Here is a 23,316-nt window from a genome sequence, read left to right on the forward strand (position 1 = left end):
TCGCGGCGCCGGAGGGCAGCGGCAACACGGCGCGGCGGAGGGTTGATGACCCGGGCGGGTAGCTGATTGGCTGGAAGTGCGGGACGAAGCGTGTCCCGCGCTGGTGTGGACCGAGGTGTGTCCCGCCCAGGTGCGGACGAAGGCGTGTCCCGTCCGGATGCGGACGAAGGCGCGTCCCGTCCCGATGCGGACGAAGGCGTGTCCGCTCTGGTGCGGGACGGCGGCGTGTCCCGCTCTGTCCCGGTGTCATGGTCATCGGGACGTAGGGGACGTTAGCTGTTCCTTAACCAATAAGTCCGCATCAGGGGAGGAAGCGTTCATATGTAGCGGCTTGGGTCCATTAGGTCTACACACCATGCGAATGGAAAAGGTGCTTTCATGACCTCCTCGATGTCACGCCACGAGGCGACCGGCGCGACCGGCGGTGACGTGTCCGACGGCGACGTGTCGAGCCGCGGCCTCTCCCGCCGTGACCTGTTCCGCGCCGGCGCGGTGGGCGGTCTGGGCATCGCCATCGCCGGCAGCGTGGAGTCGATCGCCGGCCCCGCCGCCTTCGCGCAGACCGGGGCCAAGGGCGCGACCGGCTACGGCGCCGTCGTCGCCGACCCGGCCGGCCTGCTGGCGCTCCCGCCCGGCTTCTCCTACAAGATCGTGGCGCAGGCCGGCAAGACGCTGCTGGAGACGGGCGAGCCGACCCCGAGCGACGCCGACGGCACCGGCTGCTTCCGCGCGCCGCACGGCTTCGTGCTGGTGAACAACCACGAGATCGGCGGCGGCGAGCCCTACGGCGTACCGGCGCTGGACGGCCTCACCTACGACCCGGGCGCGCACGGCGGCACGACCAACATCGAGGTCGACAAGCAGGGCGACCGCGTCCGCGAGTACGTCAGCGTGGCCGGTACGCACAACAACTGCGCCGGCGGCATCACCCCGTGGGGCACCTGGCTCACCTGCGAGGAGACCGAGCAGCGCGCCGGCGGGGCGTTCCAGAAGGACCACGGCTACGTGTTCGAGGTGGACCCCTTCGACCGCGACGCCAACAAGAACCCGGTCCCGCTGAAGTTCCTCGGCCGGTACTCGCACGAGGCCGTCGCCGTGAACCCCCGCAACTCCGAGATCTACCTCACCGAGGACGCCAGCAGCCCGAACGGGCTCTACTACCGCTGGACCCCGCCGCGCGGCTTCCACGCCCGCAAGGGCGCGCTGCGGGCGCTGGCCCTGACCAGCGGCGGCGACACCGCGGGCACGCTGGAGGCGCTGAGCGCCTACAAGGGCGGCAAGCACATCAAGGACCTGTCCGAGGCCACCCAGCCCGGCACCCGGTACAAGGTCAAGTGGGTGGCGGTTCCCGACCGCGACGCCAAGACCGTCTCGGTGCGCAAGCAGTTCACCGACGACCAGATCACCCGCAGCCGCAAGCTCGAGGGCGCCTGGTTCGCCGACGGCGGCGCCTACTTCGTGGCCAGCTACGCCCGCCACGACGACGGCAGCGTCAACGAGCACGACGGCCAGGTCTGGTTCTACGACCCCGAGTCCGAGACGATCACGCTGAAGACCATCTTCGGCGTGAACCCCGACCCTGAGGCCGACACCGACTACGACGGACCGGACAACATCACGGTCTCGCCGTACGGCGGCGTCATCCTGGCCGAGGACGGCGAGGGCGTCTCGCACCTGGTCGGCGTCACCAAGCAGGGCACGCCGTACCCGATGGCCCGCAACGAGCTGAACGACAGCGAGTTCACCGGCCCGACGTTCAGCCAGGACGGCAGGATCCTGTTCGCGAACATCCAGACCCCGGGCTACGTGTTCGCCATCACCGGCCCGTGGCGCCGTCCGTCCGACGGCAACGGCCACGGCGACCACGGTCACGACCACCACTGATCGCCACTGGCCACCACCTGACCATCGCCACCGCCGGCTGACCGGCCGGCCGGCGCGCTGACGCGGCGCCGTCTCCTCCCTTCGGGGCGGGGGCGGCGCCGTTTCGCGTCCCGGACGGGCCGCTCGCGCCGGCGGGTGCACGCCGGGAGGCCGGGAATAGGACAGACCCCCCTAAAGGTTGCCTTGGGCAATAATATATATTTGCCTAAGGCAACTAGATGGAGGAAGGGTCATGGCGTCCGACGGCGACCGCGGAGAACTGCTCGTCCGGCTGGCCGAACTGGTGCCGGTGATCAAGGCGGTCAAGCGCGACCTGCCGTTCCCCGGCCCCCGTGCGGGCCTCAGCCTCCTGGTCGTGCTGTACCGCTGCGGCGCGATGCGCCTGGGCGAGCTGGCCGACTGCTCGGAGGTCGACCAGTCGGTGATCAGCAGGCACGTCGCCGACGTGGAGGAGCGGGGCTGGGTCGAACGCGTGCCCAACCCCCGCGACGGGCGTTCATGGTACGTCCGCCTGACCCCGGACGGTGAGCGGGTGGTGCGCGAGGCGCTCGCCCACGCGCGGCACTCCATCGAGGGAGCCCTGGACGGCTGGACGGACGAGGACGTCGCCGAGCTGTCGGGACTGCTCGGCCGTTTCCGCGCCGGCTTCGACGCCCACCGCGACCGGCCCCTCCATCGCGACCGCCCCCCACAACCTATGCCGGACACGGCCCCTGTGCCGGACACGGCCCGAGCTCAGACAGTGAAGGGACTTCGATGACCACCGCAGTACCGGCGGAGACGCGGGAGGCCGCCCCCGATCCGGCCGCACCCATGTCCCACAGGGAGATCCTGGAAGCGCTGTCGGGCCTGTTGCTCGGCCTGTTCGTGGCGATCCTGTCGTCCACGGTCGTGTCCAACGCGTTGCCCACGATCATCGCCGACCTGCACGCGGACGAGAACACCTACACCTGGGTGATCACCGCGACGCTGCTCGCCACCACGGTCTCCACCCCCATCTGGGGCAAGCTCTCCGACCTGGTGAGCAAGAAGACGCTGGTCCAGCTCGCCCTGCTGATCTACATCATCGGCTCGGCGATCGCGGGCGTCTCGCAGAACCCGAGCATGCTGATCGGCGCCCGGGTCATCCAGGGACTCGGCGCCGGCGGCCTCACCGCCCTGGTCCAGGTCATCATGGCCGCGATCATCGCGCCCCGCGAGCGCGGCCGCTACTCCGGCTATCTCGGCGCGGTGTTCGCCCTGGCCACCATCGGCGGGCCGCTCATCGGCGGCGTGATCGTGGACACCTCCTGGCTCGGCTGGCGCTGGTGCTTCTACGTCGGCGTGCCCTTCGCCCTCATCGCCCTGGTCGTCCTGCAGAAGACCCTGCACATCCCGGTGCGCAGGCGCGCCGTCAAGGTGGACTGGCTCGGCGCGCTGCTGATCACCGCCGCCGTCTCGCTGCTGCTGGTGTGGGTCTCCTTCGCCGGCCACAAGTACGACTGGCTGTCGTGGCAGACCGGGGCCATGGTGGGCGGCGCGGTGGTACTCGCCCTGCTCTTCCTGCTGGTGGAGTCCAGGGCCGCCGAGCCGGTCGTCCCGCTGCGGCTGTTCCGCAACGCCGCCATCAGCCTCGCCGTGGTGGCCAGCCTGCTGGTCGGCGTCGCCATGTTCGGCGCGACGACCTTCCTCAGCCAGTACTTCCAGCTCGCGCGCGGCGAGACGCCGACGATGGCGGGCGTCATGACCCTGCCGATGATCCTCGGCCTGGCGCTGGCCTCCACCATCGTCGGACAGGTCATCACCCGCACCGGCCGGTGGAAGATCTTCCTGGTCACCGGCTCGCTGCTCCTCACCGCGGGCGTCGCGCTGATGGGCATGCTGCGCTACGACACCGACTACCGGCTGCTGGCCGTCTACATGTTCCTCATCGGCGTGGGCCTCGGCATGACCATGCAGAACCTCGTGCTGTCGGTGCAGAACCAGGTCCGTCCGCAGGAGCTCGGCGCGGCCAGCTCGGTCGTCGCCTTCTTCCGCACGCTCGGCGGCGCGATCGGCGTCGGCGCCCTCGGGGCGGTGCTCGCCCACCGCGTCATCGACTACATGGCCGAGGGCCTGGGCAGGCTGGGCATCCGCGGCGGCGGGCTGAGCGAGGGCGCCGTCCCCCGGCTGTCGGAGCTGCCGGCGCCCGTCCGCACGGTGGTCGAGGACGCCTACGGGCACGGCGTCGGCGACCTGTTCCTGTACGCCGCGCCGTTCGCGCTGCTGGCGTTCATCGCCATCCTGTTCATCAAGGAGATCCCGCTGCGCAGCGCCAGCGGCGAGGAGCTGCAGGCCGCGACCGCCGACGGCGTGCCCGCCCCGGTCGGCGGCCCCGGACGCCACGCCCAGCGCAACGGCGAGACGCCGGTCACCGCGGCCCTGTCGGCCAACGGCACGACGCAGCCCACCGCGGCCCTGTCGGCCAACACCATGACGCCGGTCACCGCGGCGTTGCCCGCCAATGGGATGGCGCAGGCCGGCGCGGCGCTGTCGGCCACCCGGACGGCGCAGGCCACCGCGGCCTTCCCCGGTGAGGAGATCGGCGCCGAGCCGCAGGAGGGCAGCGGCATCCGCGGCGTGATCCGCGGCGGCGACGGCACCCCGGTGGCCCAGGCGACGCTCACCCTGATCGACCTGCGCGGCCACCAGCTCGGCCGGGCCGTCACGCAGGCCGACGGCGGGTACGGCATGTGGACCCCCGGCCCCGGCAGCTACGTCCTCATCGCCTCCGCGGGCGAGCACGACCCGCAGGTGGCCACGCTCGCCGTCGGGGAACGGCCGCTGGACTTCGACCTGACGCTCGTCGGGTCCGGACGGCTCGCGGGCACGGTCCGCGACCTGGACGGCGCCCCGGTCCCCGCGGCCATGGTCGTCGTGGCCGACGTGCGCGGCGAGGTCGTCACCACCGGCCTGACCGGTCAGGGCGGCGACTTCGGCTTCGCCGGGATCGTCGCGGGCGACTACACCCTCGCGGTCAGCGCCGAAGGCTACCGCCCGGCGGCGGTGCCGGTCGCGGTCGGCACCGGCCAGACCAGGCAGGACGTCGTCCTGCTGCACGGCGCCCGGGTCAGGGGCACCGTCCGGGTTCAGCAGGACGGACGGCCGCTCGCCGACGCCCGCGTGACCTTGCTCGACGCGGCGGGGAACGTGGTCGGCTCCGCCACCACAGGAGAGGACGGCGAATACGCCTTCGCCGACCTCACCGGCGGCCAGTACACGGTCATCGCCACCGGGTACCCCCCGGTGGCGAGCACGGTCACCCTCAACGGGCAGGGCGAGGACGCCCACGACGTCTGGCTCGGTCACCCCGAATGAGCGGCGAGTGGAACACCACCGGGCCCGGCGTCGTCGCCGGCGCCACCGGATCGCACGGGTTGCGTGCCGTGGTGCGCGGCAAGGACGGGTGGGCGGTAGGGCACGCGGTGCTCACCGTGACCGACATGTCCGGTCGCCAGGTGGTCCGGGCCGAGGTGGGCGCGGACGGCGCGGTCGCGACCGCGCCGCTGCCCTCCGGCGTGCACACCGTTGTGGTCACCGCGGTCGGCTACGCGCCGGCCGCCGTGACGGCCATCGCCTCCGCCTCGGGATCGGCCGACCTCGGGGTCATCGAGCTCGCCCGCCAGGGCGGCGTGGAGCTGCCGCCGCCCGGGCTGTGGACGATCGACCCTGCCCACTCCAAGGTCGCCGCCACCGCGCAGCACCTCGGGCTGTCCAGCGTGCAGGGTAGGTTCGCCGAGTTCGCGGGACGCATCCAGATCGGCGCGACGGCCGAGAGCTCCTCGGTCGTCGCGGAGATCGACGCCGCTTCCATCGACACCGGCAACCGGACGCGCGACGAGCACCTGCGCTCGGCCGACTTCCTGCACGTGGCCGCGCACCCGCGGATCTCCTTCCGCAGCACCGGGCTGTCCCCGGCCGGCCCGGACCGCTGGACCATGCGCGGCGAGCTCACCCTCGCGGGCGTCACCCGTCCGGTGGACCTCGCGCTCTCCTACCTCGGCGCCGGGCCGGACCTGTGGGGCGGGCTGCGCGCCGCCTTCCGCGCGGTCACCGAGCTGCGCCGGGAGGACTTCGCGATGAACTACAACCAGGTGGTGCAGGCCGGCATCGCGCTCATAGGAGCGACACTGAAAGTGGAGCTCGACGTCCAGGCGGTACGCGACAATGAGTCTCCGAACGGCGCGGGCGCCCGGACCTCCGGCGCGGACGCGGTGCGCGGCGCGTGAGGGGAGGCAGGCCGAGATGACCACGATGGAGACGCAGACGGCGGTGCCCGTCGAGCAGTACGAGGCGTACTGCGCGCTGGAGCGCCAGCTCGGCCTGCTGTTCCGGCGCTCCCGGGCGCTGTCGGCCGAGGTGGCCCGCGAGGTGCACCCCGAGCTCGAACCGGGCGCCTACAGCCTGCTCGTCCGCATCGACGAGGCCGCGCCGGCCCGCCCGAGCGACCTGGCCGCCTACTTCGGCGTCGGCAAGGCGACGATCAGCCGCCAGATCAAGGTGCTGGAGGAGCTCGGCCTGGTCGGGCGGCAACCTGACCCGCTGGACGGCCGCGCCCAGCTCCTGGCCCTCACCGGCGAGGGCCAGGCCAGGCTCCACCGGGCCCGGGCGGCCCGCCAGCGGCGCTTCTACGCCATGCTCGGCGCCTGGCCGCAGGAGGACGTCGAGCTGCTGGCCGGCATGCTCGCCCGCTTCAACGAGCTGGCCGCGAGCGACCTCGGCCAGGACTGACGCCGTGCGCCGTCACCTGGTGGGCGGCGACAGGCGCCGTCACTTGGTGGGCAGCGACAGCGCGGCGCCGTTGCCGGGGGCGTAGACGGTGATGCCCTGGGGGAGGGCCTTGAGCTTCTCGATCTCGGCGCAGGTGCGGCACCGGTCGTAGCCGTCCTGGCGTGCCTTGTTGGCGTCGGCCTGGGCGCGCGCCTGGGCGACGGCGGCCTGGGCCTCGGCCACTCCGGCGAAGGCCGCCTGGGCGCGGTCCACCGCCGACTGCACCTGCGTGGGCAGGGTGATCCTGACCAGGTTGAACCGCAGGTCGACCAGGAAGTCCGCGCCGAGCATCTGGCGTAGGTCGCCGGCGAGGGTGCTGTTCACGGCGTTCTGCACCTTGACCAGGGCGGCGTTGTTGTCCCGGGGGGTGAGCCGGACGGCCTTCTGGGCCGCGCCGCTCTCCACGAAGGCGCAGGAGGAGACGAGCTCGGCGCAGCGGAACACGCCGATCTGGCTGCGCAGGGCGTTGTCCACGACGGGCCTGATGGCCTGGCCGAAGAAGCCGGACCAGCCCTCCTCGCCCTCGTAGGCGTAGCGCATCTCGTTGTCCTGGCCGCGGAACCTGCGGGTGCCGAACTTGTCGTCGAACAGCCGCAGGGTCTGGTGGTCGAGGTTGAGGGTGAAGTACAGCGTGCCCTCGATGCCCATGTTGACGCCGTCGCTGCTCGGGACGGTCACGACGTCGACGCCGAGCAGGGTGCTGCGCTTGGGGTCCGCGGTGATGGTGTAGAAGCGCTGCTGCGCCGGATATCGGTGCACTTCGGACCACCAGCCGGTCCAGGTGAGGCTCGAGGCGGGGTCGATCACGCCGCGCACCCGGTTGTCGTCGAGGGGCCCGCCGTCGCGGACCACCGCCACCTCGCCGCCGTCGGTGCTCTCGTAGCCGCTGAGCAGGCCGATGACGCTGACGATGGCGACGATGACGGCCACGACCGCCGCCACGGAAGCCGATACGGCGCGCACGGACATGAGGGCCTCCAAGGTAGAGCCGCTGTGAGATGGGGGTGGCGCTCGTACGGAGTACCCTCAAATGTAAGTATTGTTGAACAACTCCACAAGTCTCCTGCGGGGCCCGTCTTCGCGGCCGTATGCCGGCGTGGACCGGTGCCACTACCACCGTGTCCGGCGGTGACGATGGTGATAGAGCGAATGCCGATAATTCGGGCAACTGTCGGGCATCAGGCATACTCTGTGCGGCTATGGAGACGCGCTGGGTCGGACCGGACGGGTACGAGATCACCGCCGCGACGCGCGGCGGGTGCCAGGTGCTCCGCCTGTGGCGGTACGGCGAGTTCGTCACCGACTGCTCCGCCGTCGACGAGCTGCGCCTATATCTGGACCTCGCCGACCTGTGCGAAGTGATCACCGTGCCGTTCGGCGTCCGCTCCCCGCGCGCCCGCACCGAGGCCCTGCGCTAGCCCCCGCCGGGCCGTCGCGGAGGCGGCTGCGGTGGACGTTCTGATTCGCGTCGACCGCTGGGGGAGTGTATGGTTACACCTGTCCGAAGCGCGGAGCGGTAACGCGAAACGCGGCGAGGTCGGCCCCTTTAGCTCAGTCGGCAGAGCGTCTCCATGGTAAGGAGAAGGTCTACGGTTCGATTCCGTAAAGGGGCTCCACAGCGTAATCGCCCTCTCCCGGAATTCCGGGTGGGGCTTTTCGCTTGTGGGATACCAGTGCTCGCCGGTCGCCTGAAATAGGGGAAGTATGGGGGTCCCGTGATCAGGCATACTGGGAGCGCCTGGTCCCGATCGGGCGCGCGATGGGCGTGCGCGGTCGTCAGACGGGTCGGGTATCCTTTCGTGGCCGGTCCAGTTCGCCGGCCTGAGGCGGAGTAGCTCAGTCAGGCAGAGCAAGCGGCTCATAATCGCTGTGTCGCCGGTTCAAGTCCGGCCTCCGCTACTACCCTGCCGGGTTCCCTGTGAAGGGTGACCGGGTTCGGGTTGTCCATGTGTCCCAAACGTAGAAAGGCACTCCCACGTGGCTGCCACCGACGTTAGGCCGAAGATCACGCTGGCCTGCCAGGAGTGCAAGCACCGCAACTACATCACGCGGAAGAACCGGCGCAACGACCCGGACCGGCTTGAGCTGAAGAAGTACTGCCCCAACTGCAGGTGCCACCGCCCGCACCGCGAGACCCGCTAGGGTCCCACCGCCCGCCGCGCCGCAGGGCCGCGACGGACGCCGCCGTCCACTGGACGGGCGGCGACAGGGCATGGTGCGCACGAAGGCCCGGCGCCTTCGGCCACCCCTGGGCACCATCACGCACGACCGGCGTTCTCCCTGAGGGCGCCGGTTTGTCGCGTCCGGAAACGGCCCGCGCCCGCACGCCCGGCCACGCCGGTGGTTCGCGACGGCCGAAGGTTGTTCTGTTACGGTCGGGCTGGCGCGATGTCCATTGGCCTTCGGCGGGCGGACCGGCGAATCGTCCCTGGGCACCGCCTCCGTCAGCTCCGCGCGCGCGTCGAAAGGCACCGGCACGATGGCTTTGAACCGAGATTTCGTCGGACGGACCTATCCGGCGTCCGGCTCCTACGAGGTCGGCCGAGTCAAGATCAAGGAGTTCGCGGCCGCCATCGGGGACCAGAACCCGATCTACCGCGACCCCGAGGCCGCGAAGGCCGCCGGCCACCCCGACGTCGTCGCCCCGCCGACCTTCCCCATCGTGTTCAGTGTCACGGGCGTCGGCGCGGCCCTCGCCGATCCCGAGCTCGGACTCAACTTCGCCATGGTGGTCCACGGCGAGCAGCGCTTCGAGTACACCCGGCCGATCTACGCGGGCGACGAGCTGCTGTGCACCTCGACCATCTCCGAGATCCGCAGCGTCGGCCGCAACGAGCTGCTCACGGTGACCAGCGAGGTGACGACCGTCCAGGGCGAGCCGGTGTGCAGGACCTACAACACCCTGATCGAGCGCGGAGGGGCGGCGTAACCGATGACGGCGACCGTGAAGTACGACGAGGTCGAGGTCGGCCAGGAGATCCCGGCCGTCGAGTACCCCGTCCACCGCGTCAACCTGGTGATGTACGCCGGGGCCTCCGGCGACTTCAACCCCATCCACTGGAACGAGCGGCACGCCAAGGCCGTGGGCCTGCCCGACGTGATCGCGCACGGCATGTTCACGATGGCCCAGGCCGGCCGCTTCGTCACCGACTGGGCCGGCGACCCCGGGGCGGTCGTCGACTACGGCGTCCGCTTCTCGTCCATGGTGGTCGTCCCGGACAACGACGAGGGCGCCGTGATCACGGTGAGCGGCCTCGTGGAGGAGAAGCTGGACGGCGACCGCGTGGTCATCGCGCTCACCGCCAGGTCCGGCGACTCGCGCGTCCTGTCCCGGGCCCGCGCCACCGTCCAGCTCGCCTGACCGTCCGCTCGCTTGACGGTCCGGCTCACCAGGGGCACCGGCCCGCCTGGGAGCACCGGCTCGCCGCCGAACCGGGGGGCGAGCTGGGGCGGGCCTGAATGCTTCGGTGCCAGGTGGGTACTGGGGCGAGCGTGACAGAGCCACCGAACCACGTATATGGACTCGCCGAGCAACGGGCGAAGGCCCGTGCGGAGCGTGACTTCGCCGCTGCCGACGCACTGCGCCAGGAGATCGAGGACGCGGGCTGGCTGGTCCGTGACGAGGCCGGCGGATTCGAGCTGACGCCCAAGCCGTTCAAGGTCTGGCCCACGGTCGCGTCGATTCCCGTCCCGTTGACGCCCGACTGGCCGGGCGGTGGCGCCGACAGAGCCGCCGACGGGACCGCCGACGTGGCCGAGAGCACCGAGGCCGAGACCGGCACCCGGCACGCTGAAAACATGGTCGCCTCGCAGATGCTGTGGGACTCCACGCTGGCGGCCTCGCGGCTCGACCAGGCGGCCGGTGCCGCGACGCCGGCGCGCGACCACGCCGAGGGCGCCCCCGGAGCGGTGACCGTGGCCCTCCTGGTCGACGGCGGCCCGGCCGAGCTGCGCACGTGCGTCGACGCGCTGGTGGGCCACACCGAGGCCAAGATCCTCGCCGTGGACCTCGGGAACGTCGAGGAGGCCGGGGTCGTCCTGCACGAGCTGGCCGAGCGTCATCCCGGCCGCATCGAGGCCTGGCACGTCGCCGAGGCCCCGCACTGGCGCGGCGGTCCGGCCGGGTGGGGCGCGGTCCGCAACAAGCTCCTGGCGCTGGACTCCGGGGACGTGCACGTCGTCATGGAGACCTCCACGATCCTCGACGGCGACGCGATCACCCCGCTGGTCGCCGCGCTCGGAGGCGACGTCGTCGCCGCCGGGTGGAAGGGCGTCGACCCCGACGAGGGCGGCCTCGACTGGCACGACGCCGGGCCGGGCCGGGTGCGCGGGCTGCTGGGCTACCTGTTCGCCGTCCGGCGTGACCAGGCCCTGGCGGCGGGCGGCTTCCCGGAGAAGGCGCGGTACTACCGCAACGCCGACCTGGAGTTCTCGCTGTCGCTGCCGGGCACGCTGGTCGTCCCGCACGAGCCCCTCCCGGTCCACCAGGAGCGCCACCGCGGCTACCACGACGTCGACCCCGACTACCGCGAGCGGGAGTCCCGCCGCACCTACGACCGGGTGCTGGCCAAGCTCCGCTCCGGCGGGGACAGGCCGGACGACGAGGACAGGGCCGAGGACGCGCGCAACGCGGACGCGCCACGCCGTTACTGACCAGGCGGGGCTCCGGAGCCGGGGCCCGGTGACACCGACGGACGCCGGAGCCGGGGCCCGGTGACGCCGGCGGGCGCCGGGGCGGCACTAGGCTGATGGCCGGCACGCGGCCTTCGCGTGCCGTTCCGCATGTCCTTGGGGAAGACGCATGGCTGACCGAGTGGCCGGGGTGCGGCTCGCGCCGTTCACCACGTTGAGAGTGGGCGGCGCCGCCCGCGCCTTCGCGGAGGCGTCCACCGACGAGGAGCTCGTCGAGCTGGTGTCGGTCGCCGACCGCGCCGGTGAGCCCGTGCTGGTCCTCGGCGGCGGCAGCAACCTGGTCATCTCCGACGAGGGCTTCGACGGCCTGGTCGTGCGCGTGTGCACCCGCGGGGTCGAGGTGCGCGACGAGGCCGATCGCGTCGTGGTGACCGCGCGGGCCGGGGAAGACTGGGACGCGCTGGTCACCCGGGCGGTCGCCGAGGGCTGGTCCGGCGTCGAGTGCCTGTCCGGCGTGCCGGGGCTGGTCGGCTCGACCCCGATCCAGAACGTCGGCGCGTACGGGCAGGACGTCTCGCAGACGGTCACCGGCGTGCGCGTCTACGACCGGCGCTCGGGCGAGGTGCTCGACCTGGACGCCGCCCAGTGCGGGTTCTCCTACCGGCACAGCGCGTTCAAGGCGGACCTGGCCCGTTATGTCGTGCTGTCCGTGACGTACGTGCTGGAAAGGTCGGACAAGTCCGGACTGATCGCGTACAAGGAGCTCGCCGCGAAGCTCGGCGTCGCCCTCGGCGACCGGGTCACCCTGCACGAGGCCCGCCACGCCGTGCTGGAGCTGCGCCGGGGCAAGGGCATGGTGCTGGACGCCGCCGATCCCGACACCTGCAGCGCCGGGTCGTTCTTCACCAACCCCGTGCTTTCCGCGGAGCGGGCCGCCGAGCTGGAGGCCCGGGCTCCCGGGTACCCCCGTTGGGACATGCCCGGCGGCGCGGTCAAGGTGCCGGCCGCCTGGCTCATCGAGCACGCGGGCTTCGCCAAGGGCCACCGGCGGGGCCCGGCGCGCATCTCCACCAAGCACACCCTCGCCCTCACCAACCCCGGCGGGCACGCGGTGACCGGCTTCCCGAGCGACCCCGAGGTGGTCGCCCTCGGAGTCCCGTCCCGCCCGTCTCCGTCGCCGGCCCCGGCGACGGCGGCCGACCTGCTGGCCCTGGCCCGCGAGGTCCGCGACGGCGTCCATGCCGCCTTCGGCGTGACCCTCGTCCCCGAACCGGTCCTGGTCCGCCTGACGCTCTGATCGCCGCCGGTCAGCCGATGAGGGCCTCGCCGATGAGGAGGATGCCGAAGACGGCGAAGGCGGCGGCGGCGCCGTAGCGGATGACCTTCTCGGGCAGGTGCCTGCCCAGCATGCGCCCGACGAGGATGGCCAGCGCGTCGGCGGCGACCATGCCGATCGTGGAGCCGACCCAGGTGCCGAACCAGCCGTGCTGGGTCGCCAGGGTGATGGTGGCGAGCATGGTCTTGTCGCCCAGCTCGCTGAGGAAGAACGCCACGGTGACGGCGACCAGCGCGTTGCGGGTCGTGCGCTCGGCCTTGCGCGACTCCTCGTCGCTCAGCTCGTCGCCGCGCAGCGTCCACAACGCGAAGCCGAGGAAGGCCACGCCCGCGACGATCGAGATGGCCGTGGTCGGCAGGGCGTCGCCGATGAGGCCGCCGAGGCCGACGCTGAGCAGGTGGACCACCGCGGTGGCCAGGGTGATGCCGGCGAGCACCGGCAACGGCTTGAAGCGGGTGGCGAAGGTCATGGCCATGAGCTGGCTCTTGTCGCCCAGCTCGGCCACGAAGATGACGCCGAGGCTTATCCAGAACGCTTCCACAGGGGGGTCGCCCTTCTTGTTCCTGCGACCGGGCCGGAAGCGGCATCACCAGAGAGCTCGGGGGAGTCGGCTTCGGCCCGCCGCGCATGTGCACGACAACGGGCCGAAGGTCTCGTCCGCCTCATCGAGGCCCACGCGACCGGGCTCACGCCAGCATGTCGACCACGCGGTTCGGGACTACTCCCCTTCGGTGTTCGCCCCACCCTACCCGACGGCGCTCAGGGGGTGGACCGGCACGTCGGGCCACCGGCTCCGGCGCAGGTCAGGTGAACAGGGAGAGGCGGTGGGCGGCGGCGGCCGCCTCGCCGCGGGTGGAGACCGCCAGCTTGCCCAGGATGTTGGACACGTGCACGCTGACCGTCTTCGCCGAGATGAACAGCTCGCCCGCGATGTCGCGGTTGGAGCGGCCGAGCGCGACCAGCCGCAGCACCTCCAGCTCGCGCGGCGTGAGATCAGGGGCCGCCGAGGCGTCCACCGGGGCCGCGGGGCCCGCGGTGACCGTCACCCCGACGCGGCGGGCGAGCGCCTCGATCTCCCCCATGAGCGGCCGGGCGCGCAGGCCGGCGGCGATGGCGCGGGCCTCGGTCAGCCGCGCCGCCGCCCCGTCGCGGTCGCCGGCCTTGGCGCGGGCCGCGGCGGCATGGGTGAGCGACCGGGCACGCGGGTACGGGCGGCCCAGCCGCTGCCAGGCTTCGGCGGCCGCGTCGTGCTCGCCGGTGAACATCAGCCCGAAGGCGTCGGCGACCGGGCCGTCGGACTTCATGGTCGCGAAGAGCCCCTGGGCCCGGTGCCACACCTCCCGCGCCCGCTCGGGGTGCGCCGCGGCGGCCACCTCGCAGGTCAGCCGGGCCTGCGCCATGAACTGCCAGCCGAGCATCGCCTTGTTGGAGTGCGGCATGTCGCCGACCCGCAGCATCTCCTCGACGTCGTCGAGCGCCGGGCCCGGCCGGCCGCGCAGCAGGTGGAGCTCGACGCGCAGGCGCAGGTTGGTCAGCCACTCCTGGGCGTACTCGTCGCGTTCGTTCTGCAGGGCGCCGACCTCGGCGAGGACCTGCTCCATCAGTTCGACCTCGCCTCGTCCGGCGGCGAGCTGGCCGCGCAGGCGCCGCAGGTGACCGCGGATCTTCGGGATGGGGTCCAGCGCCAGGGCCTGTTCGATGACCTCCATCGCCTCGTCCCAGCGGCCGAGCGCCTCCAGGGCCTCGGCCCGGTTGTTGGCGATGAAGGCTCCGCTCACCCGATAGCGGCCGTACTCACGGGCCAGCGCGTCGCCCTCCAGCGCCAGGGCCACGGCCTCCTCGGAGCGGCCGAGGTTGTTCAGGGCGTCCACCTTGTTGCCGATGGTGCGCAGGACGATGCGCTGGTTGCCGAGCTCGGTGGCGGCCTCCATGGCCCGCTCGTTGGTGCGCAGCGCGCCCTCGAGGTCGCCGGCCAGCGAGTGGCCGAGGGCGAGGGTGCAGAGCAGGTCGGCCTCCATGCACACGTCGCCGAGGTCGCGGGCGATCTGGAGGGCCTCCTCGGTGAGCACGGTGCCCTCGTCGGTCTCGTTGCTGAACATCAGGAACGAGCCGAGCCGGGACAGGACCTGGGCGCGGGCGGCGCTCGGCGCGGGCACGAGCCGTTCGGCGTAGCGCAGGTCGGGCAGCGCGCCCCGCCGGCCCCGGTCGATGGTGAGCTGCGCCCGGCGCACGAGAAGGTAGGCGACCCGTTCGGGCTCGGCGGCCTCGTCCAGCTCGGCCAGGGCGCCCTTGACGAACTTCAGGCCCCGCTCGACCTCGCCGCTGATGGCGGCGGCCTCCGAGGCCCGCTCCAGGATGCCGACGTGGTCGGCGCCGATGCGCTCGGCGGCGTCCGGCACGCGGTCCCACAGCGACAGCACACGCTCCAGCAGCTGCATCTGCTCGGTGTAGGCGAAGGCGTCGGCGGCCTTGCCCGCGGCCTCCCAGGCGGAGGTCAGCGCCCACAGGTGGTCGCGCGCGGAGTACCAGTGGTGAGCGATCTCGATGGCGGCGCGGCCGGGAGGGACGAGCTTGCGGTCGCGGTCGATCTCCTCGGCGAAGCGCGCGTGGATGCGGTTGTGCTCGCCCGGGAGCATCTCCTCGTGCACGGCCTCGCGGATCAGGGCGTGCCGGAAGACGTACGCCCGCCCGTCCACCAGCATGACGTTGCCGGCGATCGCGGGGCGCAGGGCGTTCTCCAGGTCGATGTCGGACAGGCCGGTGACCGCGGCCAGCAGTTCGTGGCCGACGCGGTTGCCGCCGGCCGAGGCGACGCGCAGCACGCGCTGGCTGTCCTCCGGCAGCCGTTCCACCGAGCCGATGATCAGGTCCTGGAGGGAGTCGGGGACGCTGGAGCAGTCGTCGCCGCGTTCCATCAGCGCCTCGACGAACAGCGGGATGCCCTCGCTGCGCTGGTAGACCTTGCGGACGACCGCCGCCTCGGGCGCGTCGCCCCGGATGCCGGCGATCTGCGCCGCGACCTCGCTCTCGCTCAGGCGGGGCAGGTCGATGCGCGCCACCCCTTCGACGCGCATGAGCTCGGCCAGCACCGGGCGCAGCGGGTGCTGGCGGTGCAGCTCGTCCGAGCGGAACGTCATGATCATCAAGATCGGGGCGGTCCTGAGGTTGCGACTGAGGAAGGCGATCAGGTCGCGACTGGACCGGTCGGCCCAGTGGATGTCCTCGATGACCAGGATGACCGGCCGGCGCTCCGCCAGCCGTTCGAGAAGGGTGAGGATCTGCTCGAACAGCCTGGCGCGGCCGGTCTCGGTCTCCCGCTCGCCGCTGGGCTCGCCGAACTCGGGCAGCAGGCGGGCCAGGTCGCGGGCGGCGCCCTCCGGGAGCAGGGCGGCCACCTCGGCGGCGCCCATCTCCCTGACGAGCTGGCGCAGGGCGGCGGTGAACGGCGCGTAGGCGAGGCCCTCGGTGGACAGCTCGACGCAGCCTCCGGCCAGGATGTGCGCGCCGGTGTCGGCGGCCTCGTCGGTGAAGCGCAACACCAGGCGCGTCTTCCCCCCGCCGGCCTCGCCCCCGAGGAGAACGGCGGAGGCCGCCTGCTTGCGCGCCTGCTCGAAGGCGTCCGAGAGAGTGCGCAACTCTGCTTGTCGGCCCACGAAGACAGGACTCACCATCCGGCCCACCATGTCTGCCAGCATGTCATGCCCAATAGCGTCTTTCGTACTGCTTTTCGGTCAGGGTGAACAGGATGGGGAGCGCCCCTCCGGGTTCATTACGGCGGCTGTGACGCCCGGCCGGGAGGGAGGTCCCGGCCGGGCATCGTGCGCGAGGGTCTCAGCCGCGATCGCCGCGGATGAGCTTGCGGGGTTCGCCCCTCCGGCTCGCCGTCGGCCCGCGACCGGGCCCGCGGCACGCCGGGGAGGTTGTGACCGAGGGCGGTCACGAGGTGCGCAGCTTGCCGAAGGCGGCGCGCAGGCGGTGCTGCGAGCCCTCGGACCGGGCCTTGCGGCCGGAGGCGGCCTCACGGGCGCGGCGGTGCTCGCCGGCCTCGGCGTGCAGCTCGGCCACGCGGCTGATGATGAGCTGGTAGTGGAGCTCGGGAGCCATTTCGGCTTCTCCTTCGATGTCGTCTTCTCTGACATCTCTAGACTCGGGCTAAGGCGCCCCCTCCCACATCGGGCGGATGCCTTATCTCCCGGGCGTCCTACGGCCTAGGACCGTCTAAGGCGCTCTGAGCCGCCTTAGGCCCCTTAATAGAGCCGTAGGCGACAGGTGATGAAATGCCGCAGGCCCCGCCGGGCGGGCGGCCCGGTTTGGAACAATCAGGCCGGTCGGCGATGCTGGTGAGGTGTCAACACTGACGACCTCGCCCACGGAGATCGCGTCGTCGAACGCGTCCCTGAGGGCATTCCTGCACGGCCTGCCCGGTGTCGATCGTGTGGGTGCCGATCAGCGCGCCGCGATGCTGGGCACCCGTTCCATCAAGACGACGGCCAAGGCCCGAGCCATCGACCTGGCCATCTCCATGGTCGACCTGACCACCCTGGAAGGAGCCGACACCCCCGGCAAGGTGCGCGCGATGTGCGCCAAGGCCGTTCGGCCCGACCCCGCAGACCCCTCCGTCCCCAAGGTCGCCGCCGTCTGCGTCTACCCCGACCTGGTCCCGCAGGCCGTGGACGCGCTCGGCCGGTCCGGCGTGAAGGTGGCGAGCGTGGCCACCGCCTTCCCCAGCGGCAGATCGTCCCTCGGCGTCAAGGTGGAGGAGACCAGGCAGGCCGTCCAGGACGGCGCCGACGAGATCGACATGGTGATCGACCGCGGCGCGTTCCTGTCCGGCGACTACCGCAAGGTGTACGACGAGATCGTCGCGATCAAGGCCGCCTGCGCCCGCGACGCCGGTGGGGAGGACGCCCACCTGAAGGTCATCCTGGAGACCGGGGAGCTCGCCACCTACGACAACGTGCGGCGGGCGTCCTGGCTCGCCATGCTGGCCGGCGCCGACTTCATCAAGACCTCGACCGGCAAGGTGTCCCCGGCCGCGACGCTCCCCGTCACGATGGTGATGCTGGAGGCCGTGCGCGACTTCCGCGAGCAGGCGGGCCGCGTCGTGGGCGTCAAGCCGGCCGGCGGCATCCGCACCACCAAGGACGCGATCAAGTATTTGGTGCTGGTCAACGAGACCGCCGGCGCCGACTGGCTCGACCCGGCCCTGTTCAGGCTGGGCGCCTCCAGCCTGCTCAACGACCTGCTGATGCAGCGCCAGAAGATGGCCACCGGCCGCTACGCCGGCCCCGACTACTTCACCCTCGACTGAGGCGGCCCCCATGTTCGAATACGCACCGGCGCCCGAGTCGCGCGACATCGTCGACATCCGGCCGTCCTATGGCCTGTTCATCAATGGGGAGTGGGTCGACTCGCTGGGGGACGCGCGCGACAAGACCGTCAACCCGGCCACCGAAGAGGTCCTGTCGGAGTTCGCCCTCGCCGCAGGCGCCGACGTCGACCGGGCGGTCTCCGCGGCGCGCAAGGCCTACGAGTCGGTCTGGGGGCGGCTCCCCGGCCGCGAGCGCGCCAAGTACCTGTTCCGCATCGCCCGCATCATCCAGGAGCGCGCCCGCGAGCTGGCCGTGCTGGAGTCCCTGGACAACGGCAAGCCGATCCGCGAGTCGCGCGACGTCGACCTTCCCCTGGTCGCGGCGCACTTCTTCTACTACGCCGGGTGGGCCGACAAGCTGTCCTACGCCGGGCTGGCCCGCAGGACGCCCGACGGCGGCTTCGCCGACCCTCGGCCGCTCGGGGTCGCCGCGCAGGTCATCCCGTGGAACTTCCCGCTGCTCATGCTGGCCTGGAAGATCGCGCCCGCGCTGGCCTGCGGGAACACCGTCGTGCTCAAGCCGGCCGAGACGACGCCGCTCACCGCGCTGGCGTTCGCCGAGATCTGCCGCCAGGCCGACCTGCCGCCCGGCGTGGTCAACATCGTCACCGGGGCGGGGGCGACCGGGCAGGCGCTGGTCTCCCACCCGGACGTGAACAAGGTCGCCTTCACCGGCTCCACCGAGGTCGGCCGCCAGATCGCCCGCTCGGTCGCCGGGACGGGCAAGAAGCTGACGCTCGAGCTCGGCGGGAAGGCCGCCAACATCGTCTTCGACGACGCCGCGCTCGACCAGGCCGTCGAGGGCATCGTCAACGGCATCTTCTTCAACCAGGGCCACGTGTGCTGCGCGGGCTCGCGGCTGCTGGTCCAGGAGTCGATCCAGGAGGAGCTGCTCGCGGCGCTCAAGCGTCGCCTGGGCACGCTGCGGCTCGGCGACCCGCTGGACAAGAACACCGACATCGGCGCGATCAACTCCGCGGCGCAGCTCGACAGGATCAAGACGCTCAGCGAGGCGGGCGAGCAGGAGGGCGCCGAGCGCTGGTCGCCGCCCTGCCCGATCCCCGACAAGGGCTTCTGGTTCCCGCCCACGCTGTTCACCGGGGTCGCCCAGTCGCACCGCATCGCCCGCGAGGAGATCTTCGGCCCGGTGCTGTCGGTCCTCACCTTCCGCACGCCCGCGGAGGCGGTCGAGAAGGCCAACAACACCCCCTACGGGCTGTCCGCGGGGGTGTGGACCGAGAAGGGGTCGCGCATCCTGTGGATGGCCGACAAGCTCCGCGCCGGGGTCGTGTGGGCCAACACCTTCAACCGCTTCGACCCGGCATCGCCGTTCGGCGGCTACAAGGAGTCCGGATACGGACGCGAGGGCGGGCGGCACGGACTGGAGGCCTACCTCGATGTCTGACCCCTGTGAGCACCGCCGGGCGCCCCGCCGGGCCCGCCGGGCGCAGATCACCCGCGGGCACGCCCACGCCCGTTCCGGCCTTACGGCCACGACCGCCCGCCAGGGCTGGTTCGCCCATCGTTGCGGGGTGAGCCGCTGCCGCCAGGTGATCCTGACGGCGCGGCTCTCGCCGGAAGAGATCACCTGGAGAGGCGATGACTGAGCCGGGCAGGCTCGCCGTGCGCAAGACGTACAAGCTGTACATCGGCGGGGCGTTCCCGCGTTCGGAGAGCGGAAGGTCCTACGCCGTGACCTCCTCCAAGGGCGACTTCCTCGCCAACGCCGCCCTGGCCTCGCGCAAGGACGCCCGCGACGCGGTGACCTCGGCCCGCAAGGCGTTCCCCGGCTGGTCCGGCGCCACGCCCTACAACCGGGGGCAGATCCTCTACCGCATCGCCGAGATGATGGAGGGGCGCCGGGCGCAGTTCGTCGAGGAGGTGACGACCGCCGACGGGGTGTCGGCGCGCAAGGCCGGCGAGCTGGTGGACGCCGCCGTCGACCGGCTGGTCTGGTACGCGGGCTGGTCGGACAAGATCGGCGCCGTCCAGGGGGCGGCCAACCCGGTCGCCGGGCCCTACTTCAACCTGTCCACCTCCGAGCCGACCGGCGTCGTCGCGGTCATGGCGCCGGGGGAGGGCCCGCTGCTCGGTCTGGTGTCGGTCATCGCCCCGGTGATCGTCACGGGCAACACCTGCGTGGTGGTGGCCTCCGAGCGCGCGCCGCTGCCGGCGATCACGCTGGCGGAGGTGCTGGCGACCTCCGACCTGCCGGGCGGGGTGGTGAACCTGCTGACCGGCAGGCTCGCCGAGATGGCCCCGTGGCTGGCGTCACATATGGACGTCAACGCCGTGGACCTCACCGGCTGCCCGGAGGAGCTGGCGGTGTCCTGCCAGCAGGCCGCGGCCGAGAACCTCAAGCGGGTGCTGCGCCCGGCCGGCAAGACCGACTGGCTCGCCGACCCCGGCACAGACCGCATGACGGCCTTCCTGGAGACCAAGACCGTCTGGCACCCCATCGGAGTCTGACCCCACCGCGGCGCGACGGCCCCCGCACACCAGGGTCGTCGCGCCGCCCTCTTCACAGCACATCCCGCCTTCGGCTCCCGTTTCCGACCGGTGAGCCTGAGATCTGGTGTCCTGTGCTGGAACCTTTCGGCGCGGCACACTCATGCGGTGGCCGCACATGTGCGTCGGGCGCGAATCTTCACCCGGCCGGTTCCTCCCTGCCATGGGCTGGAGGTGATCGGCGCCGGGGCGGTGGATCGTGATACGGCGATGCCGGCGCCGGTTACGGCGCCCGGCCGGGCCGGTCTCGGTCGTCCGGTCAGCCGGGGGCTCGGCGGTTGGTGTGGCGGGTGGGGGTGGCTGAGCCGGGGTCCTCGGGCCAGGGGTGGCGGGGGTAGCGGCCGCGTAGTTCGGCGCGGACGGCGCGGTAGCCCTCCCGCCAGAAGGAGGCCAGGTCGGCGGTGACGGCGGCGGGCCGTCCGGCCGGAGAGAGCAGGTGGACCACCAGCGGGACCCCGGCGATCCGGGGCGCGGCCTGCCAGCCGAACAGTTCCTGGAGCTTGGCGGCCAGCACCGGCTGGTCCCCCGAGTAGTCCACGCGGACGCGGGAGCCGCTCGGCACGGTGATCCGCTCGGGGGCGACCTCCTCGAGCCGCAGCTGCCAGGGCAGCAGCCGCTTGAGCGCCGCCGCCATGTCGACCCGCGCCAGGTCGGAGCGGCGGCGCAGGCGCGGGAGGTCGAGCCAGACCGGGGCCGCCTCGATCAGGGCGGCGTCGGAGACGTCCGGCCAGGGGTCGCCGAGGACCCGGTGGCAGAAGGCCATGCGGTCGCGCAGCGCCACGGCCTCCGGGGTCCAGCGCATCAGCGACAGCCCCTCGGCGCGCAGGCCCGCCATGATCGCCTCGCCGGCGCGGGCGGCCGGCAACGGCGTGGACGACAGTTCGACGGCGCCCAGCCGTTCGACCAGGCGCGCCACCACCTCGCCGTCCCACCCGATCTCCTCCTCGACGCGGTGGAACGGCGCCGCGGCCCGCCGGGCGACGTCCTCGTCGATGACCACGGCCTGTCCCACCCGTGCCGAGGGCGAGCCGGTGGGACGGTCGGCGACCGCGATGGCCAGCCACTCCGCCGAGGCCAGCCGGGAGTCGCGGGGCAGCGTCGCGGCCGTGCCCGACACCATGAGGTACCCGCCGCCCCGGCGACGCGCCACCCGCTCGGGATAGGCCAGCGCCACCACCAGCCCGGCCACCGCGTCGTCCCCGGCGTCGCCGCGCGTGACCGCCTGCCGTTGGGTTGCCGCGCCGGCCGCCGTGTCGTTCGCCGTCCCCGCGCCTGCCGCCGTGTCCGCGGCATCGGGGCCGGCCACCGTGTCGTAGACGGCGGTCTGGGCGGCCTGGGTGAGGCGGCGGGTCTCCTTACGCCAGGCGGGCGACCCGTCGCGGCGGGCGTCGCGCCACAGCGCCACCAGGTCGTCGGTGGCCGTGCGGGGAAGCTCCTCCGACAGCAGCGCGACGACTTCGGCGGCACGCGGCGGGCCGTCGAGCAAGGCGCGGGCGAGCCGCGGATGGACGCCCACCCCGGCCATCCGCCGGCCGCGCCCGGTGACCCGCCCGTCCTCGAGCGCGCCGAGCGCGTGGAGCGTGCGCAGCGCGGCGGCCATGGACGCGGCCGGTGGCGGGTCGAGCAGCGCGAGCCCGGAGGCGTCCGGCGTGCCCCAGCAGGCGGCCTGGAGCGCGAACGCCGTCAGGTCGGCCAGGGCGATCTCGGGCTGGGCCTGCTCGGGAAGCCGCTCGTGCTCGGCCTCGGTCCAGCACCGGTAGACCGTGCCCGGTGCCTCGCGGCCCGCGCGCCCGGCGCGTTGCTCGGCGGAGGCCCGGGAGACGCGCACGGTGGTGAGCGAGCCCAGGCCGCGGCCGTGGTCGGTGCGCGGTTCGCGGGCCAGCCCGGCGTCCACCACCACCCGGACTCCCGGGACGGTCAGGCTGGACTCGGCCACGGAGGTGGCCAGGATCACCCGCCTGCGCGGTCCGGGCGACAGGATCGCGTCCAGTTCCTCCGCCCTGCCGTGGGCCCGCAGCACGTCGATCTCGGCGGGCAGGCCGGCCAGCGCGGACGCCACCCGTCCGATCTCCCCGACGCCGGGCAGGAAGCACAGCACGTCGCCCTCCCGCTCGTCGAGGGCCCGCCGGACCACCCCGGCCACGTGGGCGAGCAGGGCCGGGTCCACCCGCATGCCGTGCGGCGGGGCGGCCGGACGCGGCGGCGGGGCCCACACCACCCGCACCGGGTGCGCGGTGCCGGAGGCACGGACCACGGGGACGTCCCCGAGCAGCCGCGACCAGGGAGAGGTGTCGGCGGTCGCGGAGGCGGCCAGCAGCCGAAGGTCCGGCCGCAGGGTCGCCCGGACGTCGAGCAGGAACGCCAGCGCGGTGTCGGCGTCCAGGTGGCGCTCGTGGCACTCGTCGACGAGCACGGCGTCGACCCCGTCCAGATCGGGGTCGCGCTGGAGCCGTTGCAGCAGCACGCCGGTCGTCATCACCTGGACCCGCCGGCCGGGCCGGTGCTCGCCGCGTACGGTGAAGCCGACCTCCTCGCCGACCCGCGAGCCGAGCACCCAGGCCATGCGCCGGGCCGCCGCGCGGGTCGCGACGCGCCGGGGCTCGGCCACGACCACCCGGCGCGGCGGGCCGCCGGAGTACAGGCCGGCCAGGGCCAGCGGCACCAGGGTCGTCTTGCCTGTGCCGGGCGGGGCGGCCAGCACGGCGCCGCCGGCCCGTTCCAGCGCGGCGCGCAGTTCGGGCAGCGCCTCGCGCACGGGCAGGTCGCCCGCGCGCGACTCCTCCACGGTCATCGAAGA

The 23,316-nt window shown here is 72.7% G+C and carries 20 protein-coding genes and 2 tRNA genes; 17 read left to right on the forward strand and 5 right to left on the reverse strand.

All coding sequences use genetic code 11. The features are described from left to right. Window positions 1–378: 378 nt before the first annotated feature. The 5 genes from ACFQSB_RS05510 (at window position 379) to ACFQSB_RS05530 (ending at window position 6,633) form a co-directional block, all read left to right on the forward strand. A complete protein-coding gene (locus ACFQSB_RS05510) occupies window positions 379–1,884 on the forward strand; it encodes an alkaline phosphatase PhoX (protein WP_380824657.1) in 1,506 nt (501 codons plus the stop codon). Between the two features lie 232 nt (window positions 1,885–2,116). Continuing rightward, window positions 2,117–2,644 carry a MarR family winged helix-turn-helix transcriptional regulator gene (locus tag ACFQSB_RS05515; RefSeq protein ID WP_380824659.1) on the forward strand — a complete coding sequence of 176 codons (528 nt, stop codon included), beginning with the start codon at window positions 2,117–2,119 and terminating at the stop codon, window positions 2,642–2,644. Further along, window positions 2,641–5,220: an MFS transporter gene (locus ACFQSB_RS05520; RefSeq protein WP_380824661.1), complete on the forward strand. Its 2,580-nt coding sequence runs from the start codon at window positions 2,641–2,643 to the stop codon at window positions 5,218–5,220. Before ACFQSB_RS05515 ends, ACFQSB_RS05520 begins: the two co-directional genes overlap by 4 nt. Further along, window positions 5,217–6,131 (forward strand): YceI family protein, encoded by a 915-nt coding sequence (locus tag ACFQSB_RS05525; RefSeq protein ID WP_380824663.1) that lies wholly within the window; start codon window positions 5,217–5,219, stop codon window positions 6,129–6,131. The genes ACFQSB_RS05520 and ACFQSB_RS05525 overlap by 4 nt, the downstream gene beginning before the upstream one ends. Before the next feature lie 16 nt (window positions 6,132–6,147). Next, complete coding sequence (locus tag ACFQSB_RS05530; RefSeq protein WP_354916963.1) at window positions 6,148–6,633, forward strand: MarR family winged helix-turn-helix transcriptional regulator; 486 nt, start codon at window positions 6,148–6,150, stop codon at window positions 6,631–6,633. 39 nt (window positions 6,634–6,672) lie between these two features. Here the strand turns inward: ACFQSB_RS05530 and ACFQSB_RS05535 are convergent, their stop codons facing one another. Next, window positions 6,673–7,641 (reverse strand): SPFH domain-containing protein, encoded by a 969-nt coding sequence (locus ACFQSB_RS05535; protein ID WP_354838161.1) that lies wholly within the window; start codon window positions 7,639–7,641, stop codon window positions 6,673–6,675. Between the two features lie 230 nt (window positions 7,642–7,871). Between ACFQSB_RS05535 and ACFQSB_RS05540 the strand changes: the two genes are divergently transcribed. The 8 genes from ACFQSB_RS05540 to ACFQSB_RS05575 all read left to right on the forward strand — a co-directional run bounded on the left by ACFQSB_RS05540 (window position 7,872) and on the right by ACFQSB_RS05575 (window position 12,601). Next, window positions 7,872–8,090 (forward strand): transposase, encoded by a 219-nt coding sequence (locus ACFQSB_RS05540; protein ID WP_380824665.1) that lies wholly within the window; start codon window positions 7,872–7,874, stop codon window positions 8,088–8,090. A gap of 122 nt (window positions 8,091–8,212) precedes the next feature. After that, window positions 8,213–8,288, forward strand: a tRNA-Thr gene (locus ACFQSB_RS05545). A gap of 209 nt (window positions 8,289–8,497) precedes the next feature. Then, window positions 8,498–8,571 (forward strand) — tRNA-Met (locus ACFQSB_RS05550). A 78-nt stretch (window positions 8,572–8,649) separates the two neighbouring features. Then, window positions 8,650–8,814, forward strand: coding sequence for a 50S ribosomal protein L33 (gene rpmG / locus ACFQSB_RS05555; RefSeq protein WP_089324515.1), 165 nt, complete (start codon window positions 8,650–8,652; stop codon window positions 8,812–8,814). Window positions 8,815–9,151: 337 nt separating this feature from the next. After that, a complete protein-coding gene (locus ACFQSB_RS05560; RefSeq protein WP_354838165.1) occupies window positions 9,152–9,601 on the forward strand; it encodes a MaoC family dehydratase N-terminal domain-containing protein in 450 nt (149 codons plus the stop codon). A 3-nt stretch (window positions 9,602–9,604) separates the two neighbouring features. Then, the gene (locus ACFQSB_RS05565; RefSeq protein WP_354838167.1) at window positions 9,605–10,033 is read left to right on the forward strand and encodes a MaoC family dehydratase; all 429 of its coding nucleotides are present in this window, start codon (window positions 9,605–9,607) and stop codon (window positions 10,031–10,033) included. A gap of 131 nt (window positions 10,034–10,164) precedes the next feature. Beyond that, window positions 10,165–11,325, forward strand: coding sequence for a glycosyltransferase family A protein (locus ACFQSB_RS05570; RefSeq protein WP_380824667.1), 1,161 nt, complete (start codon window positions 10,165–10,167; stop codon window positions 11,323–11,325). 148 nt (window positions 11,326–11,473) lie between these two features. Beyond that, complete coding sequence (locus ACFQSB_RS05575; protein ID WP_380824669.1) at window positions 11,474–12,601, forward strand: UDP-N-acetylmuramate dehydrogenase; 1,128 nt, start codon at window positions 11,474–11,476, stop codon at window positions 12,599–12,601. A 10-nt stretch (window positions 12,602–12,611) separates the two neighbouring features. Here ACFQSB_RS05575 and ACFQSB_RS05580 read toward each other — a convergent pair whose 3' ends face one another. The 3 genes from ACFQSB_RS05580 to ACFQSB_RS05590 form a co-directional block, all read right to left on the reverse strand. After that, window positions 12,612–13,181, reverse strand: coding sequence for a TMEM165/GDT1 family protein (locus tag ACFQSB_RS05580; protein ID WP_380824670.1), 570 nt, complete (start codon window positions 13,179–13,181; stop codon window positions 12,612–12,614). A gap of 262 nt (window positions 13,182–13,443) precedes the next feature. Beyond that, window positions 13,444–16,335: an ATP-binding protein gene (locus ACFQSB_RS05585; RefSeq protein ID WP_380824672.1), complete on the reverse strand. Its 2,892-nt coding sequence runs from the start codon at window positions 16,333–16,335 to the stop codon at window positions 13,444–13,446. 241 nt (window positions 16,336–16,576) lie between these two features. Further along, a complete protein-coding gene (locus tag ACFQSB_RS05590; RefSeq protein WP_354838177.1) occupies window positions 16,577–16,744 on the reverse strand; it encodes a hypothetical protein in 168 nt (55 codons plus the stop codon). 250 nt (window positions 16,745–16,994) lie between these two features. Between ACFQSB_RS05590 and deoC the strand changes: the two genes are divergently transcribed. Genes deoC through ACFQSB_RS05610 form a run of 4 tightly spaced genes read left to right on the forward strand, consistent with a single transcriptional unit; the run spans window position 16,995 to window position 20,480 of the window. After that, window positions 16,995–17,951, forward strand: a complete 957-nt coding sequence (deoC, locus tag ACFQSB_RS05595; RefSeq protein WP_380825051.1) for a deoxyribose-phosphate aldolase — start codon at window positions 16,995–16,997, stop codon at window positions 17,949–17,951. A 10-nt stretch (window positions 17,952–17,961) separates the two neighbouring features. Next, complete coding sequence (locus tag ACFQSB_RS05600; RefSeq protein WP_380824674.1) at window positions 17,962–19,416, forward strand: aldehyde dehydrogenase family protein; 1,455 nt, start codon at window positions 17,962–17,964, stop codon at window positions 19,414–19,416. Continuing rightward, window positions 19,409–19,618 carry a hypothetical protein gene (locus ACFQSB_RS05605; RefSeq protein ID WP_354838181.1) on the forward strand — a complete coding sequence of 70 codons (210 nt, stop codon included), beginning with the start codon at window positions 19,409–19,411 and terminating at the stop codon, window positions 19,616–19,618. Before ACFQSB_RS05600 ends, ACFQSB_RS05605 begins: the two co-directional genes overlap by 8 nt. Next, window positions 19,611–20,480 (forward strand): aldehyde dehydrogenase family protein, encoded by an 870-nt coding sequence (locus ACFQSB_RS05610; protein WP_354838183.1) that lies wholly within the window; start codon window positions 19,611–19,613, stop codon window positions 20,478–20,480. The genes ACFQSB_RS05605 and ACFQSB_RS05610 overlap by 8 nt, the downstream gene beginning before the upstream one ends. A gap of 298 nt (window positions 20,481–20,778) precedes the next feature. On the opposite strand, the gene hrpB is transcribed toward ACFQSB_RS05610, so the two are convergent. After that, a complete protein-coding gene (gene hrpB, locus ACFQSB_RS05615) occupies window positions 20,779–23,310 on the reverse strand; it encodes an ATP-dependent helicase HrpB (protein WP_380824675.1) in 2,532 nt (843 codons plus the stop codon). Window positions 23,311–23,316: the final 6 nt, after the last annotated feature.

This window comes from Sphaerisporangium rhizosphaerae (assembly GCF_042665155.1).
Lineage (GTDB): Bacteria > Actinomycetota > Actinomycetes > Streptosporangiales > Streptosporangiaceae > Sphaerisporangium > Sphaerisporangium rhizosphaerae.